General features: G+C 60.4%; 20 protein-coding genes. 12 read left to right on the top strand and 8 right to left on the bottom strand.

All coding sequences use genetic code 11. The features are described 5' to 3' along the window. Window positions 1–25: 25 nt before the first annotated feature. Genes ftsX through ftsY form a run of 3 tightly spaced genes read right to left on the bottom strand, consistent with a single transcriptional unit; the run spans window position 26 to window position 3,269 of the window. Entirely contained in the window at window positions 26–1,048 is a 1,023-nt protein-coding gene (ftsX, locus tag BK659_RS18445) for a permease-like cell division protein FtsX (RefSeq protein ID WP_123426422.1), read from the bottom strand. Next, window positions 1,045–1,716, bottom strand: coding sequence for a cell division ATP-binding protein FtsE (gene ftsE / locus BK659_RS18440; protein ID WP_019694097.1), 672 nt, complete (start codon window positions 1,714–1,716; stop codon window positions 1,045–1,047). The genes ftsX and ftsE overlap by 4 nt, the downstream gene beginning before the upstream one ends. After that, window positions 1,716–3,269: a signal recognition particle-docking protein FtsY gene (gene ftsY / locus BK659_RS18435; RefSeq protein WP_123426421.1), complete on the bottom strand. Its 1,554-nt coding sequence runs from the start codon at window positions 3,267–3,269 to the stop codon at window positions 1,716–1,718. Before ftsY ends, ftsE begins: the two co-directional genes overlap by 1 nt. A 343-nt stretch (window positions 3,270–3,612) precedes the next feature. Here ftsY and BK659_RS18430 point away from each other — a divergent pair, with 343 nt between their 5' ends. From BK659_RS18430 to BK659_RS18410, 5 genes are all read left to right on the top strand, one after another. Beyond that, on the top strand, window positions 3,613–4,974 hold the full coding sequence (locus BK659_RS18430) for a M16 family metallopeptidase (protein ID WP_123426420.1): 1,362 nt from the start codon (window positions 3,613–3,615) through the stop codon (window positions 4,972–4,974). Then, complete coding sequence (locus tag BK659_RS18425) at window positions 4,967–6,457, top strand: M16 family metallopeptidase (RefSeq protein ID WP_123426419.1); 1,491 nt, start codon at window positions 4,967–4,969, stop codon at window positions 6,455–6,457. Before BK659_RS18430 ends, BK659_RS18425 begins: the two co-directional genes overlap by 8 nt. Next, the gene (gene rsmD, locus BK659_RS18420) at window positions 6,457–7,074 is read left to right on the top strand and encodes a 16S rRNA (guanine(966)-N(2))-methyltransferase RsmD (protein WP_123426418.1); all 618 of its coding nucleotides are present in this window, start codon (window positions 6,457–6,459) and stop codon (window positions 7,072–7,074) included. Before BK659_RS18425 ends, rsmD begins: the two co-directional genes overlap by 1 nt. 72 nt (window positions 7,075–7,146) lie before the next feature. Then, window positions 7,147–8,145 (top strand): hydrolase, encoded by a 999-nt coding sequence (locus tag BK659_RS18415; protein WP_123426417.1) that lies wholly within the window; start codon window positions 7,147–7,149, stop codon window positions 8,143–8,145. Between the two features lie 4 nt (window positions 8,146–8,149). Next, complete coding sequence (locus BK659_RS18410; protein ID WP_123426416.1) at window positions 8,150–8,980, top strand: AraC family transcriptional regulator; 831 nt, start codon at window positions 8,150–8,152, stop codon at window positions 8,978–8,980. A gap of 129 nt (window positions 8,981–9,109) precedes the next feature. Here BK659_RS18410 and BK659_RS18405 read toward each other — a convergent pair whose 3' ends face one another. Beyond that, window positions 9,110–9,964: a sulfurtransferase gene (locus BK659_RS18405; protein WP_123426415.1), complete on the bottom strand. Its 855-nt coding sequence runs from the start codon at window positions 9,962–9,964 to the stop codon at window positions 9,110–9,112. Window positions 9,965–9,997: 33 nt separating this feature from the next. Beyond that, window positions 9,998–10,669, bottom strand: coding sequence for a TetR/AcrR family transcriptional regulator (locus tag BK659_RS18400; RefSeq protein WP_123426414.1), 672 nt, complete (start codon window positions 10,667–10,669; stop codon window positions 9,998–10,000). Window positions 10,670–10,816: 147 nt separating this feature from the next. Here BK659_RS18400 and BK659_RS18395 point away from each other — a divergent pair, with 147 nt between their 5' ends. The 5 genes from BK659_RS18395 to BK659_RS18375 all read left to right on the top strand — a co-directional run bounded on the left by BK659_RS18395 (window position 10,817) and on the right by BK659_RS18375 (window position 15,550). Beyond that, on the top strand, window positions 10,817–12,247 hold the full coding sequence (locus BK659_RS18395; protein WP_123426413.1) for a coniferyl aldehyde dehydrogenase: 1,431 nt from the start codon (window positions 10,817–10,819) through the stop codon (window positions 12,245–12,247). A gap of 26 nt (window positions 12,248–12,273) precedes the next feature. Then, on the top strand, window positions 12,274–12,819 hold the full coding sequence (locus BK659_RS18390) for a twin-arginine translocation pathway signal protein (protein WP_123426412.1): 546 nt from the start codon (window positions 12,274–12,276) through the stop codon (window positions 12,817–12,819). Between the two features lie 146 nt (window positions 12,820–12,965). Next, window positions 12,966–14,561, top strand: coding sequence for a GMC family oxidoreductase (locus BK659_RS18385; RefSeq protein WP_123426411.1), 1,596 nt, complete (start codon window positions 12,966–12,968; stop codon window positions 14,559–14,561). Window positions 14,562–14,676: 115 nt separating this feature from the next. Then, window positions 14,677–15,156 (top strand): pantetheine-phosphate adenylyltransferase, encoded by a 480-nt coding sequence (coaD, locus tag BK659_RS18380; RefSeq protein WP_123426410.1) that lies wholly within the window; start codon window positions 14,677–14,679, stop codon window positions 15,154–15,156. Window positions 15,157–15,298: 142 nt separating this feature from the next. Further along, the gene (locus BK659_RS18375) at window positions 15,299–15,550 is read left to right on the top strand and encodes a YfhL family 4Fe-4S dicluster ferredoxin (RefSeq protein WP_008150569.1); all 252 of its coding nucleotides are present in this window, start codon (window positions 15,299–15,301) and stop codon (window positions 15,548–15,550) included. A 149-nt stretch (window positions 15,551–15,699) separates the two neighbouring features. On the opposite strand, the gene BK659_RS18370 is transcribed toward BK659_RS18375, so the two are convergent. The 3 genes from BK659_RS18370 to BK659_RS18360 are packed head-to-tail and all read right to left on the bottom strand — an operon-like array spanning window position 15,700 to window position 17,734. Next, window positions 15,700–16,020: a multidrug transporter gene (locus BK659_RS18370; RefSeq protein WP_123426409.1), complete on the bottom strand. Its 321-nt coding sequence runs from the start codon at window positions 16,018–16,020 to the stop codon at window positions 15,700–15,702. A gap of 54 nt (window positions 16,021–16,074) precedes the next feature. After that, complete coding sequence (gene mutM, locus BK659_RS18365) at window positions 16,075–16,887, bottom strand: bifunctional DNA-formamidopyrimidine glycosylase/DNA-(apurinic or apyrimidinic site) lyase (protein WP_123426408.1); 813 nt, start codon at window positions 16,885–16,887, stop codon at window positions 16,075–16,077. A gap of 31 nt (window positions 16,888–16,918) precedes the next feature. Next, window positions 16,919–17,734: an HDOD domain-containing protein gene (locus BK659_RS18360; RefSeq protein WP_185015412.1), complete on the bottom strand. Its 816-nt coding sequence runs from the start codon at window positions 17,732–17,734 to the stop codon at window positions 16,919–16,921. Between the two features lie 301 nt (window positions 17,735–18,035). Here BK659_RS18360 and BK659_RS18355 point away from each other — a divergent pair, with 301 nt between their 5' ends. Both BK659_RS18355 and ilvD read left to right on the top strand, forming a co-directional pair. Further along, window positions 18,036–19,232 (top strand): class I SAM-dependent rRNA methyltransferase, encoded by a 1,197-nt coding sequence (locus BK659_RS18355; RefSeq protein ID WP_123426406.1) that lies wholly within the window; start codon window positions 18,036–18,038, stop codon window positions 19,230–19,232. A gap of 329 nt (window positions 19,233–19,561) precedes the next feature. Next, entirely contained in the window at window positions 19,562–21,403 is a 1,842-nt protein-coding gene (gene ilvD, locus BK659_RS18350; RefSeq protein WP_123426405.1) for a dihydroxy-acid dehydratase, read from the top strand. The last annotated feature ends 91 nt before the right edge of the window (window positions 21,404–21,494 follow it).

Raw genomic sequence — 21,494 nt, 5'->3', positions numbered from 1 at the left:
GAAAGGTCATACAAGCAAAAAGACACTACTTCGGTGCGAGCTCTCTCAAATGGCGCGCTACCGCAATCCAAGCACCGATATACCCCAACAGCACTGCGCCTAGCAAGAGTGACAGACCATCGGCAACCGGCACCCCGGCCAACGCGAAATTACTGCCATACAAGCCGGCCAGCCCAACCACTGCATCGTTCAGCCAGTTCAGGCCAAACGCCAGAACACCCCAGGAAAGAATCCCCGCACCGAAGCCATAAAGCGCGCCCATGTACAGAAAAGGCCTACGCACATAGCTGTCAGTGCCGCCGACGAGTTTAATCACTTCTATCTCGGTGCGGCGGTTTTCAATATGAAGACGAATGGTATTGCCTATCACCAAAAGTAATGCAGAAACCAGAAGCACGGTCAGACCGAAGACAAACCGCTCGCCCAGCTTGAGGATGGCCGCCAAACGCTCGACCCAGACTAGATCAAGTTGCGCCTGTTGTACCTTTGGCAGTTCGGAAAGTTTTTGTCTTAATGCTTCAAGGGTCGCTTTGTCGACTTCGTTCGGGGTGACCAGCACCACGCCAGGCAACGGATTCTGCGGCAACTCCTTGAGCGCCTCGCCCAGACCGGACTGCTGCTGGAACTCTTCCAGCGCCTGTTCGCGGCTGATGTACTCGGCATCGGCCACGCCCGGCAAGCCTTTGATCTGCTCGCGCAGCTGTTCGCCTTCGTTGGCGCTGGCGTCGAGTTGCAGGTACAGCGAGATCTGCGCCGCACGCTGCCAGGAGCCGCCCAGACGCTCGACGTTGTTCAGCAGCAATGACAGGCCCATCGGCAAGCTCAGGGCAACGGCCATCACCAGGCAGGTGAAGAAGCTGCCGATCGGCTGCTTGCCCAGACGTCGCAGGCTGTCCAGCAAGCTGGCGCGGTGGCTTTCGATCCAGGCGCGCAGCAAGGTGCTGAAGTCCGGGCCGTCGTCTTCGTCGCGTTTTTTCTTCTGTGGTTGCGGATCGGCGGCCTTCGGGGCCACGCGCTCGGAAACCTTCGGACTGCGTGTTGCACTCATACCCCGGCCTCCCCGTCGCCAATCAATCGGCCACGTTGCAAGGTCAGCATGCGATGACGCATGCGGGCGATCAGCGCCAGGTCGTGACTGGCTATCAGCACGCTAGTGCCCAGACGGTTGATGTCTTCGAAGACGCCCATGATTTCTGCCGCCAGACGCGGGTCGAGGTTACCGGTCGGCTCGTCCGCCAGCAGCAAGGCCGGGCGATGGACGATGGCGCGGGCGATACCGACGCGCTGTTGCTGACCGGTGGACAGGTCGCCCGGGTAGAGATCGGTCTTGTCCGAGAGCGCCACGCGCTCCAGGGCCGAATCCACGCGCTTGGCGATTTCAGCCTTGGACAGGCCAAGAATCTGCAACGGCAAGGCGACGTTGTTGAACACCGTACGGTCGAACAGCAACTGGTGGTTCTGGAAGACCACACCGATCTGCCGGCGCAAGTACGGGATCTGCGCGTTGCTGATGGTGGCCAGGTCCTGCCCGGCCAACAGCAGTTTGCCGGTGGTTGGACGTTCCATGGCCAGCAATAGCCGCAGCAAGGTACTTTTACCGGCGCCGGAGTGGCCGGTGACAAACAAGAACTCGCCCCGACGGACTCGAAAGCTCAGCTCATGCAAGCCGACGTGACCGTTCGGATAGCGCTTACCGACCTGTTCGAAACGAATCATTAACGCTCCCGCTCGGCAAAGAGTGCCTGGACAAAGGGTTCTGCTTCAAAGGTACGCAAGTCATCGATGCCTTCACCGACACCGATGTAGCGAATCGGCAGACCAAACTGCTTGGCCAGGGCGAAAATCACCCCGCCTTTGGCCGTGCCATCGAGTTTGGTCAGGGCCAGGCCGGTCAGTTCGACCGTCTGGTTGAATTGCTTGGCCTGGTTGATGGCGTTCTGGCCAGTACCCGCATCGAGCACCAGCAGCACTTCATGCGGTGCGTCGGCGTCGAGCTTGCTGATGACCCGGCGAACCTTTTTCAGTTCCTCCATCAAGTTGTCTTTGGTGTGCAGGCGACCGGCGGTGTCGGCGATCAACACGTCAATGCCACGGGCCTTGGCGGCCTGCACGGCATCGAAAATAACCGAAGCCGAGTCGGCACCGGTGTGCTGAGCAATCACCGGGATCTTGTTGCGTTCGCCCCAGACCTGCAACTGCTCGACCGCTGCGGCGCGGAAGGTGTCGCCGGCCGCGAGCATGACTTTTTTGCCTTCGAGTTGCAGCTTCTTCGCCAATTTACCGATGGTGGTGGTTTTGCCGGCACCGTTGACGCCGACCACCAGAATCACGAACGGCTTGTTCTGCGAGGTGATTTTCAGCGGCTGCTCGACAGGCTTGAGCATGTTGGCCAGCTCGGCCTGCAAGGATTTGTACAGTGCATCGGCGTCGGCCAGCTGCTTGCGCGCGACCTTCTGGGTCAGGCTCTGGATGATCACCGACGTCGCTTCGACGCCGACGTCTGCGGTCAACAGACGGGTTTCGATGTCTTCGAGCAGTTCGTCATCGATGATCTTCTTGCCGAGGAACAGGCTGGCCATACCCTCGCCAATGCTGGCGCTGGTTTTCGACAGGCCTTGCTTGAGGCGGGCAAAGAAGCCGGCTTTGGTTTCTTCGGTGCGAGCCGGTTCGGCTGCAACCGGAGCCGCAACCGGAACGACCGGTGCAACCGGCGCTGGCGGCGTTACCGGTGCCGCGACGACGGGTGTCGGCGCTGGGGCAGGCACAGGTTCTGGAGCAGGTTCTGGCATGACAAATGCCGCAATCACCGGCTGAGGCAGATCAGGCTCATCAACTATCAGCTGTTCAGCCGCCGGTTCGATGACTGGCGCCGGTTCGACCACCAGCAGCTCTACAGCTTGCTGGACCACTGTCGGCGCAGGAATCGGTGGCGTGACATGCGGCGCCAGTTCGTCTTCGACAAGAGCTACCGGCTCTTCAGCCACCGGCAGCGTCAACCACGGTGTGTGCGTGACTTCCAGCGTACTCGGTAACTCTGCCACTGGCGCAGGTTGTGGCTCGACAGCCGGTTGCAATACCGGCTCGGCTAGCGGCACTACGACGGGGGCCGGCGCTTGCGCACCATCTATTACCGGCTCAGGCGCAACCTCGGGAAGCGGCTGTGGCTGTTCGACGACGGGCTCCTGCGGCTTTTTGCGCAGCCATCCGAACAGGCTTTTCTTCTCGCCAGCCGCAGCTGGGGTCTTCTTGTCGTCGTTGGAACCAAACATGGAGGACGGCTATCTCACGGTAGCGACGCGCCAATGGCGCCTCGGCAAATAAATATTCGATGCAGAACAGACTGCGTTTCACCCAGCTTGTTCACGCGCAACATTTTGTCGAAGTGCTCAACAGCACCTCAAGGATCGATTTTTACGAAGGACTGAACTGGCAAAATCGGCGAAAAAACGGAGTTTAGCTGATAAACAGTGGCTTTCCGCCGTGAACCCATACAACCCGATCAAGCACAAAAGCCTGATAGGCGTGGCCGCCAGTAAAACGGACCGTTATCCTAGCACCCTCTAGCCCGCTGACGCTAAGACCTAGCGGGCAGCCCAACAGGTTTAAAAACGAATGAATGCTCTAGCCCGCCGCGCTGCTGGCCTGCTGCTCAGCACAGTTTGTCTGCCCCTCTCAGCTTTGGCTGCCGACCCTCAACCGACCCACGAATTCACCCTCGACAATGGCCTCAAGGTCGTCGTGCGCGAGGATCATCGGGCGCCCGTGGTGGTTTCCCAGGTTTGGTACAAGGTTGGCTCCAGCTACGAAACCCCGGGCCAAACCGGTTTGTCCCACGCCCTGGAACACATGATGTTCAAGGGCAGCGAGAAAGTTGGCCCTGGCGAAGCGTCGTTGATCCTGCGCGACCTCGGCGCCGAAGAGAACGCCTTCACCAGTGACGACTACACCGCGTATTACCAGGTGCTGGCCCGCGATCGCCTGGGCGTGGCTTTTGAACTTGAAGCCGATCGCATGGCCAACCTGCGCCTGCCGGCCGACGAGTTCAGCCGCGAGATTGAAGTGATCAAGGAAGAGCGCCGCATGCGCACCGACGACAAGCCGATGGCCAAGGCTTACGAGCGCTTCAAGGCCATGGCCTACCCGGCCAGTGGCTATCACACGCCGACCATCGGCTGGATGGCTGACCTTGACCGCATGAAGGTCGAAGAACTGCGCCACTGGTACAAGTCCTGGTATGTGCCGAATAACGCCACGCTGGTGGTGGTCGGTGACGTGACCCCGGACGAAGTCAAAGCCCTGGCTCAACGTTACTTCGGGGCGATCCCGAAACGCGACATACCACCGGCGAAGATTCCGCGGGAACTGGCCGAACCCGGCGAGCGCCAGATCACCTTGCATGTACAGACGCAACTGCCGAGCCTGATGCTGGCCTTCAATGTGCCGAGCATCGCCACCGCGCAAGACAAGCGCTCGGTCAATGCCCTGCGGTTGATTGCAGCGTTGCTTGATGGCGGCTACAGCGCGCGCATTCCGGCGCAACTGGAGCGCGGCGAAGAGCTGGTCTCCGGCGGCTCGTCGAGCTACGACGCCTACACCCGCGGTGACAGCCTGTTTACCTTGTCGGCATCGCCGAACACCCAGAAACACAAAACCATGGCCCAGGCCGAAGCTGGTCTGTGGAAACTGCTCGAACAGCTGAAAACCACCGCGCCGTCGGCTGATGAAGTTGAACGCGTACGCGCGCAAGTGATCGCCGGCCTGGTCTACGAGCGTGACTCGATCACCAGCCAGGCCACTGCCATTGGTCAGTTGGAAACCGTTGGCTTGTCGTGGAAACTGATGGACACCGAACTCGCCGAGCTGCAAAGCGTGACCCCGGAAGACATCCAGAAAGCCGCCCGCACCTATTTCACTCGCGAACGTCTCAGCGTTGCGCATGTACTGCCACTGCCCGAGGAAACCGCTCATGAGTGAGAGTAAAAAACCACGCCTGGTCCTGATCGGCCTGGTACTCGTCGCACTGGCCGCCTCGCTCGGCTTTTACTTCAGCCGTTCGACCGAGACCAACGCCAGCGAAGCCCTCGACCAGGCCAAGGCCAGCAAAAAGCTGCAATCACTGACCGAACTCGACGGTAAAGCGCCGAGCCACCGCACGCTGGACGTGCAAACCTGGAAAACCGCTGAAGGCTCCAAGGTGCTGTTCGTCGCAGCCCCTGAGCTACCGATGTTCGACATGCGCCTGATCTTCGCCGCTGGCAGCAGCCAGGACGGTGACAAACCGGGTCTGGCTGTGTTGACCAACGCGATGCTCAACGAAGGCATCGCCGGTAAAGATGTCGGCAAGATCGCTGAAGGTTTCGAAGGACTGGGCGCAGACTTCAACAACGGTGCCTACAAAGACATGGCCGTTGCCTCGTTGCGCAGCCTGAGCGCTGTGGATAAACGCACACCTGCCCTGAACCTGTTCGCTGAAGTGGTTGGCAAACCGACGTTCCCGACCGACTCGCTGGCGCGAATCAAGAACCAGTTGCTCGCAGGTTTCGAATACCAGAAGCAGAACCCCGGCAAACTGGCGAGCCTGGAGCTGATGAAGCGCCTGTACGGTAATCATCCGTATGCGCATTCGAGCGACGGCAACGCGCAAAGTGTCCCGCCGATTAGCGTGGCGCAACTGCGGGCCTTCCACGAAAAAGCCTACGCCGCGGGCAACGTAGTGATTGCACTGGTGGGCGACTTGTCGCGCAGCGAAGCCGAAGCGATTGCCGCACAGGTTTCCGCCGCACTGCCTAAAGGTCCGGCGCTGGCGAAAATCGAACAACCGGCTGAGCCAAAAGCCAGCATCGGCCACATCGAGTTTCCGTCCAAACAGACCAACCTGATGCTCGCGCAACTGGGCATCGACCGTGACGATCCAGACTACGCGGCCGTCTCCCTGGGCAACCAGATCCTCGGCGGCGGTGGCTTCGGCACCCGACTGATGAGTGAAGTGCGCGAGAAACGTGGCCTGACCTATGGCGTCTACTCGGGCTTCACGCCGATGCAGGTCCGCGGGCCGTTCATGATCAACCTGCAAACCCGCGCCGAAATGAGCGAAGGCACACTCAAACTGGTGCAGGACGTGCTCGCCGATTACCTTAAAACCGGCCCGACCCAGAAAGAACTCGACGACGCCAAGCGTGAGCTGGCCGGCAGCTTCCCGCTGTCCACCGCCAGCAATGCCGATATCGTCGGCCAACTGGGTGCCATGGGTTTCTATAATTTGCCGCTGAGCTACCTCGAAGACTTCATGCAGCAGTCCCAGAACCTGACCGTCGAACAGGTCACCGCAGCAATGAACAAACACCTGAGCACGGACAAAATGGTCATCGTTTCTGCTGGCCCGACCGTGCCGCAACAGCCGTTACCGGCCCCAACTGACAAACCTTCCGAGCAGCCGCTCGGGGTTCCGGAGCATTAATGGCCAGTCCATCGCGTCCTAAAAAACCTGTTCATAACGTCCACAACGGCGTGAACCAATTGCGCATCATCGGCGGTGAATGGCGCAGCCGTCGCCTGAGCTTCCCGGACGCCCCAGGCTTGCGCCCGACGCCCGACCGCGTGCGTGAAACCCTGTTCAACTGGCTCGCGCCGTACGTTGCCGGAGCCAAGGTGCTCGACCCGTTTGCCGGCAGCGGCGCGTTGTTTCTCGAAGCACTGTCGCGTGGCGCCGCCATGGGCCAGGCGCTGGATGCCAGCAGCCTGGCAGTTTCCAGCCTGAAAGAGCATTTGGGAACGCTGCGCTGCACCGTCGGCCAGGTGCAGACTGCCGACGCCTTGCGCTATCTGGAAACCCAGCCAGCGATCGCCTACGACCTGGTATTCCTCGATCCGCCGTTCAACCAGAACTTGCTGCCTGCTGTTTGCGCGCTGCTCGAAGAACGCCAATGGCTGGCCGACGACGCATGGATCTACACTGAAAGTGAAACAGCGCCATCGACCCTCGGTCTGCCAGGGGGCTGGCGCCTGCACCGGGAGCAAAAATCCGGGCGGGTCTACTACGCGTTGTGGCACCGTACGGCAGAGATCGCCGGTTAATCCACCGGCCTGAACAAGGTGCGTGCCTGGGGTCAACAGCCCCGGTGACGCACCGCTGCATCGAGAACAACCGTGTCTACACCGCCAGATCGTTTCACCCCTGCCTTCGGCCTCGGCAACCCGCACCTGCAAACCTTGTGGGGACCGCTGTGGCGCAAAACCACACATCTGGATCGACAACGCGAACGCCTGTGGCTCGACGACGGTGACTTCCTCGACCTCGACTGGCATGGACCGCATATCGCCAATGCGCCCTTGGTGCTGGTGCTGCACGGTTTGACCGGTTCTTCAAACTCACCCTATGTCGCCGGCCTGCAAAAAGCCCTCTCCACCCACGGCTGGGCCAGCGTGGCGCTGAACTGGCGCGGTTGTTCAGGCGAACCGAATCTGTTGCCGCGCAGCTATCACTCCGGCGCCAGCGAAGACCTTGCCGCAGCGATCAACCACCTGCGAGCGACACGCCCCTTGGCACCGCTGTACGCAGTCGGCTATTCACTGGGCGGCAACGTATTGCTCAAGCACCTGGGAGAAACCGGCAGTGACAGTCAGCTGCAGGGCGCAGTGGCGGTTTCGGTACCCTTCCGGCTGGATCAGTGCGCCGACCGCATCGATCAAGGCTTTTCCAGGATCTATCAAGCGCACTTCATGCGCGAAATGCTCGCCTACATCAAGAACAAGCAACAACAGTTTCTGCGCGACGGCCACCACGAGGGCCTGGAAACCCTGGCCAAACTCGGCTCACTGGAAAACCTGCGCACGTTCTGGGACTTCGATGGCCGGGTGACCGCACCACTGAACGGTTTCATGGACGCTCAGGACTACTATCGCCGCGCCTCCAGCCGCTACTTTCTCGGTGAAATCCGTACGCCGACGCTGATCATTCACGCGGCTGACGATCCTTTCGTCTTCCTCCACAGCTTGCCGCAAGCCAGCGAGTTGTCGGGCAGCACACAGTTCGAATTGCAGGCCAAGGGCGGGCACGTCGGCTTCGTCGACGGCACGTTCCGCAACCCCGGCTACTACCTGGAACGGCGCATCCCGGCCTGGCTGGCCAACACAGGTCGCGAGTAAGGCCATGGAAGCCACCCCGGGCGAGTCGATCCATTTCTGGCAAACGGCCCCCCTGGCCGGCGTCGAGCTGCTGTCTGCGCGCTACATCGAGCAACGCTTCGTACCCCATGTGCATGACGGGTACGTTATCGGCATGATCATGGCTGGCGCTCAACGCTACCGCTATCGCGGCGCCGAACATCTGGCCGGCAGCGGAACCCTGGTGGTGATCAATCCGGACGAGCTGCACACCGGCCACAAAGGCACGGAAGATGGTTGGTTGTACCGGGCGTTTTATCCCGACAATCAGCAAATTCTTTCGTTGCTGGACGAACTTGAGCTGCCTGCCCATCACTTGCCAGCCTTTGGTGCGACACTGTATCGCGACCCGGATCTGGTGAGCGGCTTCTGCCAATTGCACCGCTTGCTGGAAAGCCCGGCCAGTGCGCTGCAACAGCAGACCGTGTGGCGGGAAATGATGTTGTCGTTGCTGCAACGCCACGCCGCGGTAGCAACGCCCGGTCAACCCGGCCAGGAACACCGGGCCATCGCTCGGGCCAAGGAGTTGATGCAGGCACAACTCGCCGCGCCACCCTCGCTGGAAGAACTGGCCACTGCGGTGAACCTTTCGCCCTTTCACTTCGCCCGCGTATTTCGCCACGCCACCGGCATGCCGCCGCACACCTGGCTGATGCAGCAACGCATCGCCCAGGCCCGTGCGTTATTGCAGGAAGGTTGCCTGCCGCTGGAAGTGGCCAGCCAATTGGGTTTTGCCGACCAGAGCCATCTGAGTCGGCAGTTCAAGAAGGTTTATGGCGTAGGGCCGGGGGCGTATCGCAGTGCCCGACTGCGGTGAAACCTAAAAAGCACCCTAATACCCATGTGGGAGCGAGCTTGCTCGCGATGAGGCCGTCAGATTCAACAATGATGTTAACTGACCGTCCGCCATCGCGAGCAAGCTCGCTCCCACAGGAACTTGTGGTGACTACTCGCCGGTGGCGACGCCCCGCGCAGGATCAGTAATCCATTCGCTCCACGATCCGGCATACAGCGAGGCCAACGGATAACCGGCCAGGCACAATGCAAACAGGTTGTGGCAAGCGGTCACGCCCGAGCCGCAATACGCCACCAGTTCAGTCGGCGAGCGATCACCCAGTTTCGCCGCAAAACGCTGCTTGAGCTGATCGGCGGGAAGAAAGCGCCCGTCGGCACCCAGGTTGTCCGTGAAAGCCGCGCATTGCGCGCCGGGAATGTGCCCGGCAACTGGGTCAATCGGCTCGACCTCGCCACGAAAACGCGGCAGGCCTCGGGCATCGAGCAAGGTCAGCGTCGGTTGACCGAGGCGCTGTTGCAGTTTCTCGGCACTCACTAACAAGGTGTGGTCCGGCGCACCGCTAAAGGAGCCACGGGGGATTGCCGGGGTATCAAGGCTCAGCGGCAGGCCAGCCGCGTGCCAGGCCTTGAGGCCGCCATCGAGAATGAACACGCCGTCGCGCTTGCCCAGCCACGCCAGCAACCACCAGGCCCGCGCGGCATACATGCCGGGGCCGTCGTCATACAAAACGACTTCACTGTTGTTGCTGATGCCCCAATCCTGCATGCGCTCAATCAAATGGTGCGGCGTCGGCAATGGATGACGACCGGTGACACCCTTGACCACGGGCCCGCTGAGGTCATGTTCGAGATCCGCAAACGAGGCACCCTCGATATGCCCCTGGGCATAGCTGCGATGACCGTAATCCGGGTCTTCCAGGGCAAAACGACAATCCAGAATCACCAACCCGGCCTGGTCTTTTTTCTGGTCCAGGGCGTTCGGGCTGATCAGTTGCGCAATGGGCATGGCGGGCTCCTGTGATTAAGTCTCTGGTCGATCCTACTGCACTTCTTCCAGAGCCTGGGCCAACGGCACGTAAAACTCCTCGAACAAGCCATTGACCGCCTCACGCGCTTGCTCCGTGACGAATCCTGCTTCCAGCACCAGCACCTGATACACGCCGCGTTTAATGGCTTGCTCGCTGAGGTGGTTGGAATTTTCCCGCGTGGTGCACAGAAACCGCACCCAGGACGTGAGGATGATCCAGGCGTTGAGCGTCAGGGATTCGATCTGGACCTTGTCCATGCACAGAATGCCGGCCTCGACGAAGCCTGCGTAAATCGCCGTGCCCTGGATCAGGCAGCGTTGGGAAAAGCGCCGGTATCGAGCGGCCAATTCCACATCGTTGTCGAGCAAGTGCTCGAGGTCGCGGTGCAAGAACCGGTAACGCCACATGGCGGCCAGCAGCTCCTGCAAGTAGAAGCGCTTGTCTTCAACGGTCGCGGCGCGGCCCTGGGGCGGGCGCAGGAAGCTCTCTACCAGGGCTTCATACTCACTGAACAACACGGCGATGATCGCCTGCTTGTTGGGGAAGTGGTAGTACAGGTTGCCTGGAGAAATCTCCATGTGCGCGGCGATATGGTTGGTGCTGATGCTGCGTTCGCCCTGTTGATTGAACAGCTCCAGGCTGTTCTGCACGATGCGCTCGCTGGTTTTTATTCGTGGGGCCATGGCTTGAGCTTTAATTCTTCAGTGCGTTGCCGGGCATCTTACGACCTATCCGCTGACGGATAAATCATCGCTTCCCGAGGATGTCATTTGACTTTCTAGAGCATAGACTCTAAAAACTTCCTCATCCAAAAAAAAACCGGAGCTACCATGCCCGCCGACATTGCCTACCTGCAAAGCTCCCAACAGCCATTGAGTGAGCTTCACGATCTGTTTGCCGCCCAGCGTCAGGCCTACGCGGCCCATCCGATGCCGCCGGCTGCGCAACGTCAGCAATGGCTCAAGGCATTACGCGACCTGCTGAGCGACGAGCGCCAGGCCCTGATCGACGCGATCAGCCAGGACTTCAGCAACCGCAGCGCCGATGAAACCCTGCTCGCCGAGCTGATGCCGAGCCTGCACGGCATTCATTACGCCAGCAAACACCTCAAAAGCTGGATGAAAGCGTCACCGCGCAAGGTAGGAATCGCCTTTCAGCCGGCTGCGGCCAAGGTGGTTTATCAGCCATTGGGCGTGGTCGGGGTCATCGTGCCTTGGAACTACCCGCTGTACCTGGCCATCGGCCCATTGGTCGGCGCGTTGTCGGCGGGCAACCGGGTGATGCTCAAGCTCAGCGAATCCACGCCGGCCACCGGGCAACTGCTCAAGAACCTGCTGGCCAAAGTCTTTCCCGAAGATCTGGTGTGCGTGGTGCTGGGTGAAGCCGAGGTCGGCATGGCCTTCTCCAAACTGCCGTTCGACCACCTGCTGTTCACCGGCGCCACCAGCATCGGTAAACATGTGATGCGCGCGGCAGCCGAGAACCTGACGCCCGTAACATTGGAGTTGGGCGGCAAATCTCCGGCCATCGTTTCCCACGATGTACCGCTCAAGGACGCCGCCGAACGCATTGCCTTCGGTAAAACCCTGAACGCCGGACAAACCTGTGTCGCGCCGGACTACGTGCTGGTGCCGGAAGAGCGGGTCGGCTCCTTCGTCGAAGCCTATCGCCAGGCGGTTCGCGGGTTTTACCCGACACTCGCGGACAACCCGGACTACACCGCCATCATCAATGAACGCCAATTGGCGCGGCTGCACAGCTACCTCAGCGACGCCACCAGCAAGGGCGCGCTGCTGATCCCGATGTTCGAACAGGATCAGGGCCGGCGCATGAGCCACAGCCTGCTGCTGAATGTCAGTGACGAGATGATCGTGATGCAGGATGAAATCTTCGGCCCGGTGCTGCCGATCGTGCCTTACAAAAATCTGGACCAGGCGTTTGCCTACATCAACCAGCGGCCACGTCCGCTGGCGTTGTACTTCTTCGGCTACAACAAGGCTGAACAAAACCGCGTCCTCAACGAAACCCATTCCGGCGGCGTATGCCTGAACGACACCTTGCTGCACGTCGCGCAGGACGACATGCCGTTTGGTGGCATCGGTGCTTCGGGCATGGGCCATTACCACGGTCATGAAGGTTTCCTGACGTTCAGCAAAGCCAAAGGCGTGCTGATCAAGCAGCGCTTCAACGCGGCGAAGCTGATTTATCCGCCGTACGGCAAGTCGATCCAGAAGCTGATCCAGAAGCTGTTCATCCGCTGACAGCTCATTACCGGGTAATAACAATAATGAACCCAAGCCTGTCCGAATCCCCCGCGCTGTCACGGCGCGGCCTGCTCAAATTCAGTCTCTGCGCCACGGCCTTCCTGACTACCGCCGGCCTTGGCGCCAGCCTCAGTGGGTGCTCGGCCAGCAGCCCGGCCAGTGGTTTCGCGATTTTGCGCAGCAGTGACCTGCCATTTTTGCGGGCGTTGATCCCGGTGATGCTCAGTGGTGCCGTGGCCGTCGAGAAACTCCCGGCCGCCCTCGAGGGCACCCTGCAATCGCTGGACAATGGCCTCAACCACCTGTCGCCGGAAATGCTCAAGCTGACCCAGCAACTGTTCGATGTGCTCGGCATGACCGTCACTCGCGGACCACTGACCGGAATCTGGGGCAGTTGGGAAAACGCCAGTGGCGATGACATCCGCCAGTTCCTCCAGCGCTGGCAAAACAGTTCGCTAAGCCTGTTGCGCATGGGTCACAGCTCGATTCTGCAACTGGTGATGATGGCCTGGTACAGCCGCGCCGAATCATGGGCACATTGCGGGTATCCGGGGCCGCCGACGGTTTAGACCGTCGCAACCACCCGTAGTAGCTGCCGCAGGCTGCGATCTGTTGGCGATTTTGCAGGCACCACAGAATCAAGATCAAAAGATCGCAGGCTTCGCCAGCTCCTACGACGGCGACCACACTATCCATAACAAAAAGAGAGCCCGAGATGCCCGTACCCGATCCGTTCCGCGAAGGCCTGGCCCGTGGCTGGAAAACCTATAACGGCTCGCAACTGGCCAATGATCTGACGCTGGAAGCCGACATTGCGATCATCGGCAGCGGCGCTGGCGGTGGCACCACCGCCGAAATTCTCAGCGCTGCCGGCTACAAAGTCCTACTGATCGAAGAAGGCCCGCTCAAGACCAGCAGCGACTTCAAGATGCTCGAAGACCAGGCCTATTCCAGCCTTTATCAGGAAGGCATCGGTCGCATGAGCAAGGACGGCGCGATCACCATCCTGCAAGGTCGCGCGGTCGGTGGCACGACGTTGATCAACTGGACCTCAAGCTTTCGCACCCCCGAACCGACCCTCGAACACTGGGCCAGGGAACATGAGGTCAAGGGCCACAGCCCGGCGGAAATGGCGCCCTGGTTCGAAAAAATGGAACAGCGCCTCGGTGTCGCCCCGTGGAGGGTGCCGCCCAACGCCAACAACGACGTGATCAAAAAAGGCTGTGAACAGCTCGGCTATAGCTGGCACGTGATCCCGCGTAACGTGCGCGGCTGCTGGAATCTCGGCTACTGCGGCATGGGCTGCCCGACCAACGCCAAACAATCAATGATGGTCACGACCATTCCCGCGACCCTGGAAAAAGGTGGCGAGTTGCTCTACCTCGCCCGCGCCGAACAACTGCTGATCAAGGACGACAAGATCACCGGCCTGCATTGTGTGGCAATGGACGAGCGTTGCGTGGCGCCGACCGGGCGCCGCATTACCGTCAGGGCGCGGCATTACGTGCTGGCCGGCGGTGGCATCAACAGCCCGGCGTTGTTGCTGCGTTCCAAAGCCCCCGATCCCCATGAACGCCTTGGCAAGCGGACCTTCCTGCACCTGGTGAACATCTCTGCCGGGCTGTTCGACGAAGTGATCAACCCGTTCTACGGTGCGCCGCAGTCGATCTACTCCGACCACTTTCAGTGGCTGGACGGCACCACCGGCAAAATGTCCTACAAGCTTGAAGTGCCGCCACTACACCCGGCGCTGGCCGCGACCCTGCTCGGAGGTTTTGGCAAAGACAACGCCCAGCACATGCAGCAGCTACCGCACACCCACGCGATGCTGGCGCTGCTGCGCGACGGTTTTCACCCGGACAGCCCCGGCGGCAGCGTCGAGTTGCGCGGCGATGGCACGCCGGTGCTCGACTATCAGGTTTCAGCCTATGCCTGGGATGGGCTACGCCGGGCGTTTCACAGCATGGCCGAGATTCAGTTCGCCGGCGGTGCCAACGCCGTGATGCCGATGCACGCCGATGCGCGCTACGTGAAAACCCTCGCCGAGGCCCGCACGCTTATCGATGGACTGAGTCTTGAGCTGTACCGCACACGACTGGGCAGCGCTCATGTGATGGGCGGATGTGCCATGGGTGAAGACCCAAAACATGCCGTCACTGACAGCCTCGGCCGTCATCATCAGCTGAGTAATCTGTCGATCCATGATGGTTCGCTGTTCCCCACCAGCATTGGCGCCAACCCGCAATTGTCGGTCTACGGACTGACCGCGCAACTGGCGACAGCGCTGGCGATGCGTTTAAAAAAACCATGAAAAAACACATAATACGCACCGTCTATAGTGCTTTCTTACCCCAAAGGCGACTTGGCCGACCGGGAATGCTGCGATACCATCCGACTCCCCAACGGACTCCCGCCAGGACGACGCGATGAACCGAGTGTTGTACCCAGGTACCTTCGACCCTATTACCAAGGGCCATGGCGATCTGGTCGAACGCGCCTCGCGCCTGTTCGATCACGTGATCATCGCCGTCGCCGCCAGCCCGAAGAAAAACCCGCTATTCCCCCTGGAACAGCGTGTGGAGCTGGCCCGCGAGGTCACTAAACATTTGCCGAACGTCGAAGTCGTCGGCTTTTCGACGTTGCTGGCGCATTTCGCCAAAGAGCAGAATGCCAATGTGTTCCTGCGTGGCCTGCGTGCGGTATCGGATTTCGAATACGAATTCCAACTAGCCAACATGAACCGCCAGTTGGCCCCGGACGTGGAAAGCCTGTTTCTTACGCCGTCCGAGCGCTATTCGTTCATTTCTTCGACGCTGGTCCGTGAAATTGCAGCCCTGGGCGGCGATATCACCAAGTTCGTCCACCCTGTCGTGGCCGACGCGCTGACCCAGCGCTTCAAAAAGTAGGAGCTGCCGAAGGTTCGGGCCGCGTTCGGACGATCTTTTGCAGCCCATCGCTCCCGCGTGCACTGCGGGCGCCAATGCGGCACAATTGTGCGCATTAGTTTTCAGATGCCTGGGCAGACTACCCCGGCAGGAGTCAGTCCCAATGTCCCTGATCATCACCGACGATTGCATCAACTGCGACGTCTGCGAACCCGAGTGTCCGAACGCCGCCATCTCCCAGGGCGAAGAGATCTATGTGATCGACCCGAACCTCTGCACCCAGTGCGTCGGTCACTACGACGAACCACAGTGCCAGCAGGTTTGCCCGGTGGATTGCATTCCGCTGGACGAAGCGCACCCAGAGACTGAAGAGCAGTTGATGGAGAAGTACCGCAAGCTTACCGGCAAGGCCTGATTATTCGGTGTCCATAAGGACGCCATCGCGAGCAAGCTCGCTCCCACATAGATCTGCTGTGAACACACTATTTGTGAACACCAAAGATCAAATGTGGGAGCGAGCTTGCTCGCGATAGGGCCATCAGCCACACCGCTGAGCCAGCTAATTCACTGCTGCTCGAAACCCTCCCCGACACACCCCAGGCAACGGACGAACGCCGCTTTCGCCGGATCGACCACCAACGCCTGTCCCGCATCGCCTACCCCGCCACCCAGCGCGGTAAACGGCAAGGACACGACAAACACCCCGGCACCGATCACCGTCGCCACCACCAGCAAAGGACGGGCGATCAACAAATCGCCGATCATCGCGTATGCCGGTGGGTTGTGGATGCTGTAACTGGGGTCGCCGCTGCCGCCTTCAGACGCCTGGGCAGATAAGCCGATGCTCAAGAGCAGCGCGGCAGCAAGAGTTTGGGTCAACGTCATGGCACGGTCCTTCGGCTAGGCAGTCAGACCACTAACTATAGACCGTGGGAATTCTCAGCTCTGACAACGTGGGCAAAAGACGCTGGCGCGCTGCCCAAGGCGAACTTCCCGCAACTCAGTGCCACAGACCTTGCACTGCTCACCGCCACGGCCGTACACGAACAGCTCTTGCTGGAAGTAGCCCGGCTGGCCGTCACCGCCAATAAAATCGCGCAGCGTGGTGCCGCCGCGCTCGATAGCGGCGGCCAGAATGCGTTTGATCTCGATCGCCAGCTTCAGATAGCGCGCCCGGGAAATCCCCTTGGCTTCACGGCGCGGGTCGATCCCGGCAGCAAACAGCGCTTCGGTCGCATAAATGTTGCCAACCCCCACCACCACCGCGTTGTCCATGATGAACGGTTTGACCGCCATCGAACGCCCGCGTGACAGCTGGAAAAGCCGCTCGCCATCGAACAGATCAGTCAGCGGCTCCGGCCCCAGGCGAACCAGCAGTTCGTGATTCAGCGGATCAAGGCTCCAGAGCATCGCGCCAAAACGTCGCGGATCGGTGTATCGCAGCGCCAGGCCAGACTCAAGCTCGATGTCCACATGCTCGTGCTTGAGCGCCGGCAAGCCGACTTCCACCAGACGCAAATTCCCCGACATGCCCAAATGGCTGATCAAGGTGCCGACTTCGGCGTTGATCAGCAAATACTTGGCACGTCGCTCCACCAGCACAATGCGCTGCCCGGACAGGCGCACATCGAGGTCCTCGGGGATCGGCCAGCGCAGACGCCGGTCCCGCACGATCACGCGACTGACGCGCTGGCCCTCAAGGAACGGGGCAATACCGCGACGGGTGGTTTCGACTTCTGGCAGTTCAGGCATGGCGCACTCGGATCAAGGAAGGGTCCGACACTCAATGGTGAGCGCCGAGCTCGCGAATCGTCTGTTTGAGGTTCTCGAAGTCGTAGTCCGAGAGGCCGACATAATCGAGCACCAGGTGCCCGACATTGTTCCACTCGTGATCTTCGGTCTGATTGCCCAGGACACGATACGAGGCGCAGATGTGTTCGGCCATCTTCAGGATCGCCAGCAGGTTTTTCAACTGGCTGTTGCGCGACGACTCGTCGCTGAAAATCGCCAACGCATTGTGGTGATTGGCGATCGCGTCGGTCACATGCTCCGGCAGGCGCCAGGATTTCGCGGTGTAGTAACCGACCACCGCGTGGTTGGTATTGAGTACGCGGTTCTCGGTATCAACCACCCGGCATTCGGCGCTTGCACTGGCGTAGGCCTCTTCCAGCACCGACATATAGTTGGGGAAGCGCTTGAGCATCAACGGCACGCCGCAATCGTGGAACAGGCCCAATGCATAAGCCTCATCCACCGCTTGCGAGCCAATGCGTTTGGCCAGACTCAGGCTGGTCATCGCCACATCCTGGGCGGTGTCCCAGAATCGGTTCAGGACAACGATGGTGTCGTCATTCATCTCGCCCTTGATCGACTGCGCGTTGATCAGGTTGATGACCGAGCGACTGCCCAGCAGGTTCACCGCGCGCTGGATCGAGGCGATCTTGTTGCTCAGCCCGTAATACGGCGAGTTGACGATCTTCAACAAGGCGCCAGAGAGGCCCGGGTCCTGGGAGATCAACTTCGCGATCACTTCCAGGTCCGGGTCCGGCATGTACTGCTCCATCTGCAAATCCACCATGATTTGCGGCTGAGGCGGCACGCTGATGCCTTGCAGGGCCTGTTGAATCTGTTCGGAAGATAGCTCTTGGGACATAAGTACTCACTCTGGGCCAAGGGGCGATTCTAACCCTTAAAAAGCATCGCCTGACACCGTAGGAGCTGCCGAAGGCTGCGATCTTCTGATTTTGAACTTGATAAAAAGATCGCAGCCTTCGGCAGCTCCCACGGAAACAGTGTGATTTTCGAGTCATTGAGCAGAATCAGGTGTTTCATCTGCCGCGAAGCTCTCTGCTGGCGCAACGCGCTATACTCCCGCTCTTTTTTTCACCTGGAGCGACGTCATGTCCCTGCCAAGCCTGCGCCTCAAAGCCAACGCCGACCGTCGCCTGCGAAACGGCCACCTGTGGGTCTACAGCAACGAAATCGATGTAGCCGCCACCCCACTGCACGGCTTCAAGGCTGGCGATCAAGCGATTCTCGAAGCTGCCGGCGGCAAACCGCTGGGCATCGTCGCCATGAGCCCGAACAACCTGATCTGCGCTCGCCTGCTGTCGCGTGACATCAAGTTGCCGCTCGACAAGTCGCTGCTGGTGCACCGCATCAATGTTGCGCTGTCCCTGCGCGATCGCCTGTTCGACAAGCCGTTCTACCGCCTGGTCTACGGCGACTCCGACCTGCTGCCAGGCCTGGTGGTCGACCGTTTCGGCGACATCCTGGTGGTGCAGATCGCTTCGGCGACCATGGAAGCCCATAAAGACGACGTGATCGCCGCGCTGACCCAAGTGCTCAAGCCAAGCGGCATTCTGTTCAAGAATGACTCCGCCGCACGCGACGCCGAAGGCCTCAACCGCTACGTCGAAACCGTATTCGGCCTGGTGCCGGAGTGGGTTGCCCTGGAAGAGAACGGCGTGAAGTTCGAAGCGCCAGTCATCCAGGGACAGAAAACCGGCTGGTTCTACGACCACCGCATGAACCGCGCGCGCCTGGCACCTTATGCCAAAGGCAAACGCGTACTCGACCTGTACAGCTACATCGGCGGCTGGGGCGTGCAAGCTGCCGCTTTCGGTGCCAGTGAAGTGTTCTGCGTCGACGCTTCGGCCTTCGCCCTCGACGGTGTCGAGCGCAACGCCGCACTCAACGGTTTCGCCGACAAAATGACCTGCATCGAAGGCGACGTGTTCGAAGCCCTGAAAGAGCTGAAAGCCAGCGAAGAGCGTTTCGACGTGATCGTTGCTGATCCGCCAGCCTTCATCAAGCGCAAGAAAGACCTGAAGAACGGCGAAGGCGCCTACCGTCGTCTGAACGAGCAAGCCATGCGCCTGCTCAGCAAGGATGGCATCCTGATCAGCGCTTCGTGCTCGATGCACCTGCCTGAAGACGATCTGCAGAACATCCTGCTGACCAGCGCCCGCCATCTGGACCGCAACATCCAGCTGCTGGAACGTGGCGGTCAGGGTCCGGATCACCCGGTGCACCCGGCTATCGCTGAAACCCGCTACATCAAGAGCATTACTTGCCGGTTGTTGCCTAACAGCTGATAGCTCCCTGCTTGTAGGAGCGAACCAGCTCGCTCCTACAACAGACTCAAAAGGGCCCCGCGCCCGCCTGCAAGCTGCCAGTTGTCATCCCACACGTCTCGCCAGCCCTGGTTCAACGTTTCCCGGCATTCCTTCCTGACGCCAGCGGTGTAGAATCGAACGATTCATCGCCAGTCATCCCCCGGCGGGTTTATGAGCTCAGGCTGAGGCGCGCGGCGATCCCGCAAAGTCATCGGCAACTTTCGGACACACGGCCATTTCTGAGTGTTCCCGAGGTCAATAGAAGCTCACTCCCCTTTTGATACCTGATTTGCCGCCCGGAGTGCTCCATGCCTGATTACCGCTCGAAAACATCCACCCACGGCCGCAACATGGCCGGCGCCCGCGCACTGTGGCGCGCTACGGGGATGAAAGATGACGACTTCAAGAAACCGATCATCGCCATTGCCAACTCGTTCACCCAATTCGTACCGGGCCATGTCCACCTCAAGGACCTCGGCCAACTGGTCGCCCGCGAGATCGAACGCGCTGGCGGTGTCGCCAAGGAATTCAACACCATCGCGGTCGATGACGGCATCGCCATGGGCCACGACGGCATGCTTTATTCGCTGCCGAGCCGCGAGATCATCGCCGACTCCGTCGAGTACATGGTCAACGCCCACTGCGCCGACGCCATCGTGTGCATCTCCAACTGCGACAAGATCACCCCCGGCATGCTGATGGCCTCCCTGCGCCTGAACATCCCGGTGATCTTCGTCTCCGGTGGCCCGATGGAAGCCGGCAAGACCAAACTCGCCAGCCACGGCCTCGACCTGGTCGACGCCATGGTAATCGCCGCCGACTCCAGCGCATCTGACGAGAAAGTCGCCGAGTACGAGCGTAGCGCCTGCCCGACCTGCGGCTCGTGCTCCGGCATGTTCACCGCCAACTCGATGAACTGCCTGGTCGAAGCCCTCGGTCTGGCACTGCCAGGCAACGGTTCGACACTGGCCACCCACAGCGACCGTGAACAGCTGTTCCTGCAAGCCGGCCGCACCATCGTCGAGCTGTGCAAACGCTACTACGGCGAGAATGATGAATCGGTGTTGCCGCGCAACATCGCCAACTTCAAGGCGTTCGAAAACGCCATGACGCTGGACATCGCCATGGGCGGCTCGACCAACACCATCCTGCACTTGCTGGCCGCCGCTCAGGAAGCCGAGATCGATTTCGACCTGAAGGACATCGACCGTCTTTCGCGTCACGTTCCGCAACTGTGCAAAGTCGCGCCGAACATCCAGAAGTACCACATGGAAGACGTGCATCGCGCTGGCGGGATCTTCAGCATCCTCGGCTCGCTGGCCCGCGGCGGTTTGCTGCACACCGACCTGCCGACCGTGCACAGCAAGACCATGGCCGAAGGTATTGCCAAGTGGGACATCACCCAGACCAACGACGAAGCGGTTCACCACTTCTTCAAGGCCGGTCCTGCAGGCATCCCGACCCAGACCGCGTTCAGTCAGTCGACCCGTTGGGAAACCCTCGACGACGACCGTGAAAACGGCTGCATCCGCAGTGTCGAACACGCTTACTCGCAAGAAGGCGGCCTGGCCGTGCTGTACGGCAACATCGCCCTGGACGGCTGTGTGGTGAAAACCGCGGGCGTCGACGAGTCGATCCACGTCTTCGAAGGCAACGCAAAAATCTTCGAAAGCCAGGACAGCGCCGTGCGCGGCATCCTTGCCGATGAAGTGAAAGAAGGCGATATCGTCATCATTCGCTATGAAGGTCCGAAAGGCGGCCCGGGCATGCAGGAAATGCTCTACCCGACGTCCTACCTGAAATCCAAAGGCCTGGGCAAAGCCTGCGCCTTGCTCACCGACGGTCGCTTCTCCGGCGGCACCTCGGGTTTGTCCATCGGCCACGCTTCGCCAGAAGCCGCCGCCGGCGGTGCAATCGGCCTGGTACGGGATGGCGACAAGGTGTTGATCGACATTCCAAATCGCTCGATCAACCTGTTGGTCAGCGACGAAGAACTGGCTGCGCGCCGCGTCGAACAGGACAAGAAAGGCTGGAAACCGGTTGAAGTGCGTCCACGTAAAGTGACCACCGCATTGAAAGCCTACGCCTTGCTGGCGACCAGCGCCGACAAGGGCGCTGTGCGTAACAAAGCGATGCTCGACGGGCTGTAAGGCTTAACCGTTGAACACAAAAATACCCCGCCATGTGCGGGTAATGCTGTTCACTTAAGCATTTGAGTCCACGCCGGGCTTCCTAGAAAAT

Origin of the sequence: Pseudomonas brassicacearum, from assembly GCF_003732225.1 — a bacterium.
Lineage (GTDB): Bacteria > Pseudomonadota > Gammaproteobacteria > Pseudomonadales > Pseudomonadaceae > Aquipseudomonas > Aquipseudomonas brassicacearum_E.
The sequence above is the reverse complement of the archived record's forward strand: the minus strand, read 5'-3'. Positions and strand labels throughout refer to the sequence as shown.

What these genes read in the sequence shown, in the direction of transcription:
- ftsX (WP_123426422.1), bottom strand. Translation starts at nt 1,048, where the DNA reads ATGAGTGCAACACGCAGTCCGAAGGTTTCCGAGCGCGTGGCCCCGAAG.
- ftsE (WP_019694097.1), bottom strand. Translation starts at nt 1,716, where the DNA reads ATGATTCGTTTCGAACAGGTCGGTAAGCGCTATCCGAACGGTCACGTC.
- ftsY (WP_123426421.1), bottom strand. Translation starts at nt 3,269, where the DNA reads ATGTTTGGTTCCAACGACGACAAGAAGACCCCAGCTGCGGCTGGCGAG.
- BK659_RS18430 (WP_123426420.1), top strand. Translation starts at nt 3,613, where the DNA reads ATGAATGCTCTAGCCCGCCGCGCTGCTGGCCTGCTGCTCAGCACAGTT.
- BK659_RS18425 (WP_123426419.1), top strand. Translation starts at nt 4,967, where the DNA reads ATGAGTGAGAGTAAAAAACCACGCCTGGTCCTGATCGGCCTGGTACTC.
- rsmD (WP_123426418.1), top strand. Translation starts at nt 6,457, where the DNA reads ATGGCCAGTCCATCGCGTCCTAAAAAACCTGTTCATAACGTCCACAAC.
- BK659_RS18410 (WP_123426416.1), top strand. Translation starts at nt 8,150, where the DNA reads ATGGAAGCCACCCCGGGCGAGTCGATCCATTTCTGGCAAACGGCCCCC.
- BK659_RS18405 (WP_123426415.1), bottom strand. Translation starts at nt 9,964, where the DNA reads ATGCCCATTGCGCAACTGATCAGCCCGAACGCCCTGGACCAGAAAAAA.
- BK659_RS18400 (WP_123426414.1), bottom strand. Translation starts at nt 10,669, where the DNA reads ATGGCCCCACGAATAAAAACCAGCGAGCGCATCGTGCAGAACAGCCTG.
- BK659_RS18395 (WP_123426413.1), top strand. Translation starts at nt 10,817, where the DNA reads ATGCCCGCCGACATTGCCTACCTGCAAAGCTCCCAACAGCCATTGAGT.
- BK659_RS18390 (WP_123426412.1), top strand. Translation starts at nt 12,274, where the DNA reads ATGAACCCAAGCCTGTCCGAATCCCCCGCGCTGTCACGGCGCGGCCTG.
- BK659_RS18385 (WP_123426411.1), top strand. Translation starts at nt 12,966, where the DNA reads ATGCCCGTACCCGATCCGTTCCGCGAAGGCCTGGCCCGTGGCTGGAAA.
- coaD (WP_123426410.1), top strand. Translation starts at nt 14,677, where the DNA reads ATGAACCGAGTGTTGTACCCAGGTACCTTCGACCCTATTACCAAGGGC.
- BK659_RS18375 (WP_008150569.1), top strand. Translation starts at nt 15,299, where the DNA reads ATGTCCCTGATCATCACCGACGATTGCATCAACTGCGACGTCTGCGAA.
- BK659_RS18370 (WP_123426409.1), bottom strand. Translation starts at nt 16,020, where the DNA reads ATGACGTTGACCCAAACTCTTGCTGCCGCGCTGCTCTTGAGCATCGGC.
- mutM (WP_123426408.1), bottom strand. Translation starts at nt 16,887, where the DNA reads ATGCCTGAACTGCCAGAAGTCGAAACCACCCGTCGCGGTATTGCCCCG.
- BK659_RS18355 (WP_123426406.1), top strand. Translation starts at nt 18,036, where the DNA reads ATGTCCCTGCCAAGCCTGCGCCTCAAAGCCAACGCCGACCGTCGCCTG.
- ilvD (WP_123426405.1), top strand. Translation starts at nt 19,562, where the DNA reads ATGCCTGATTACCGCTCGAAAACATCCACCCACGGCCGCAACATGGCC.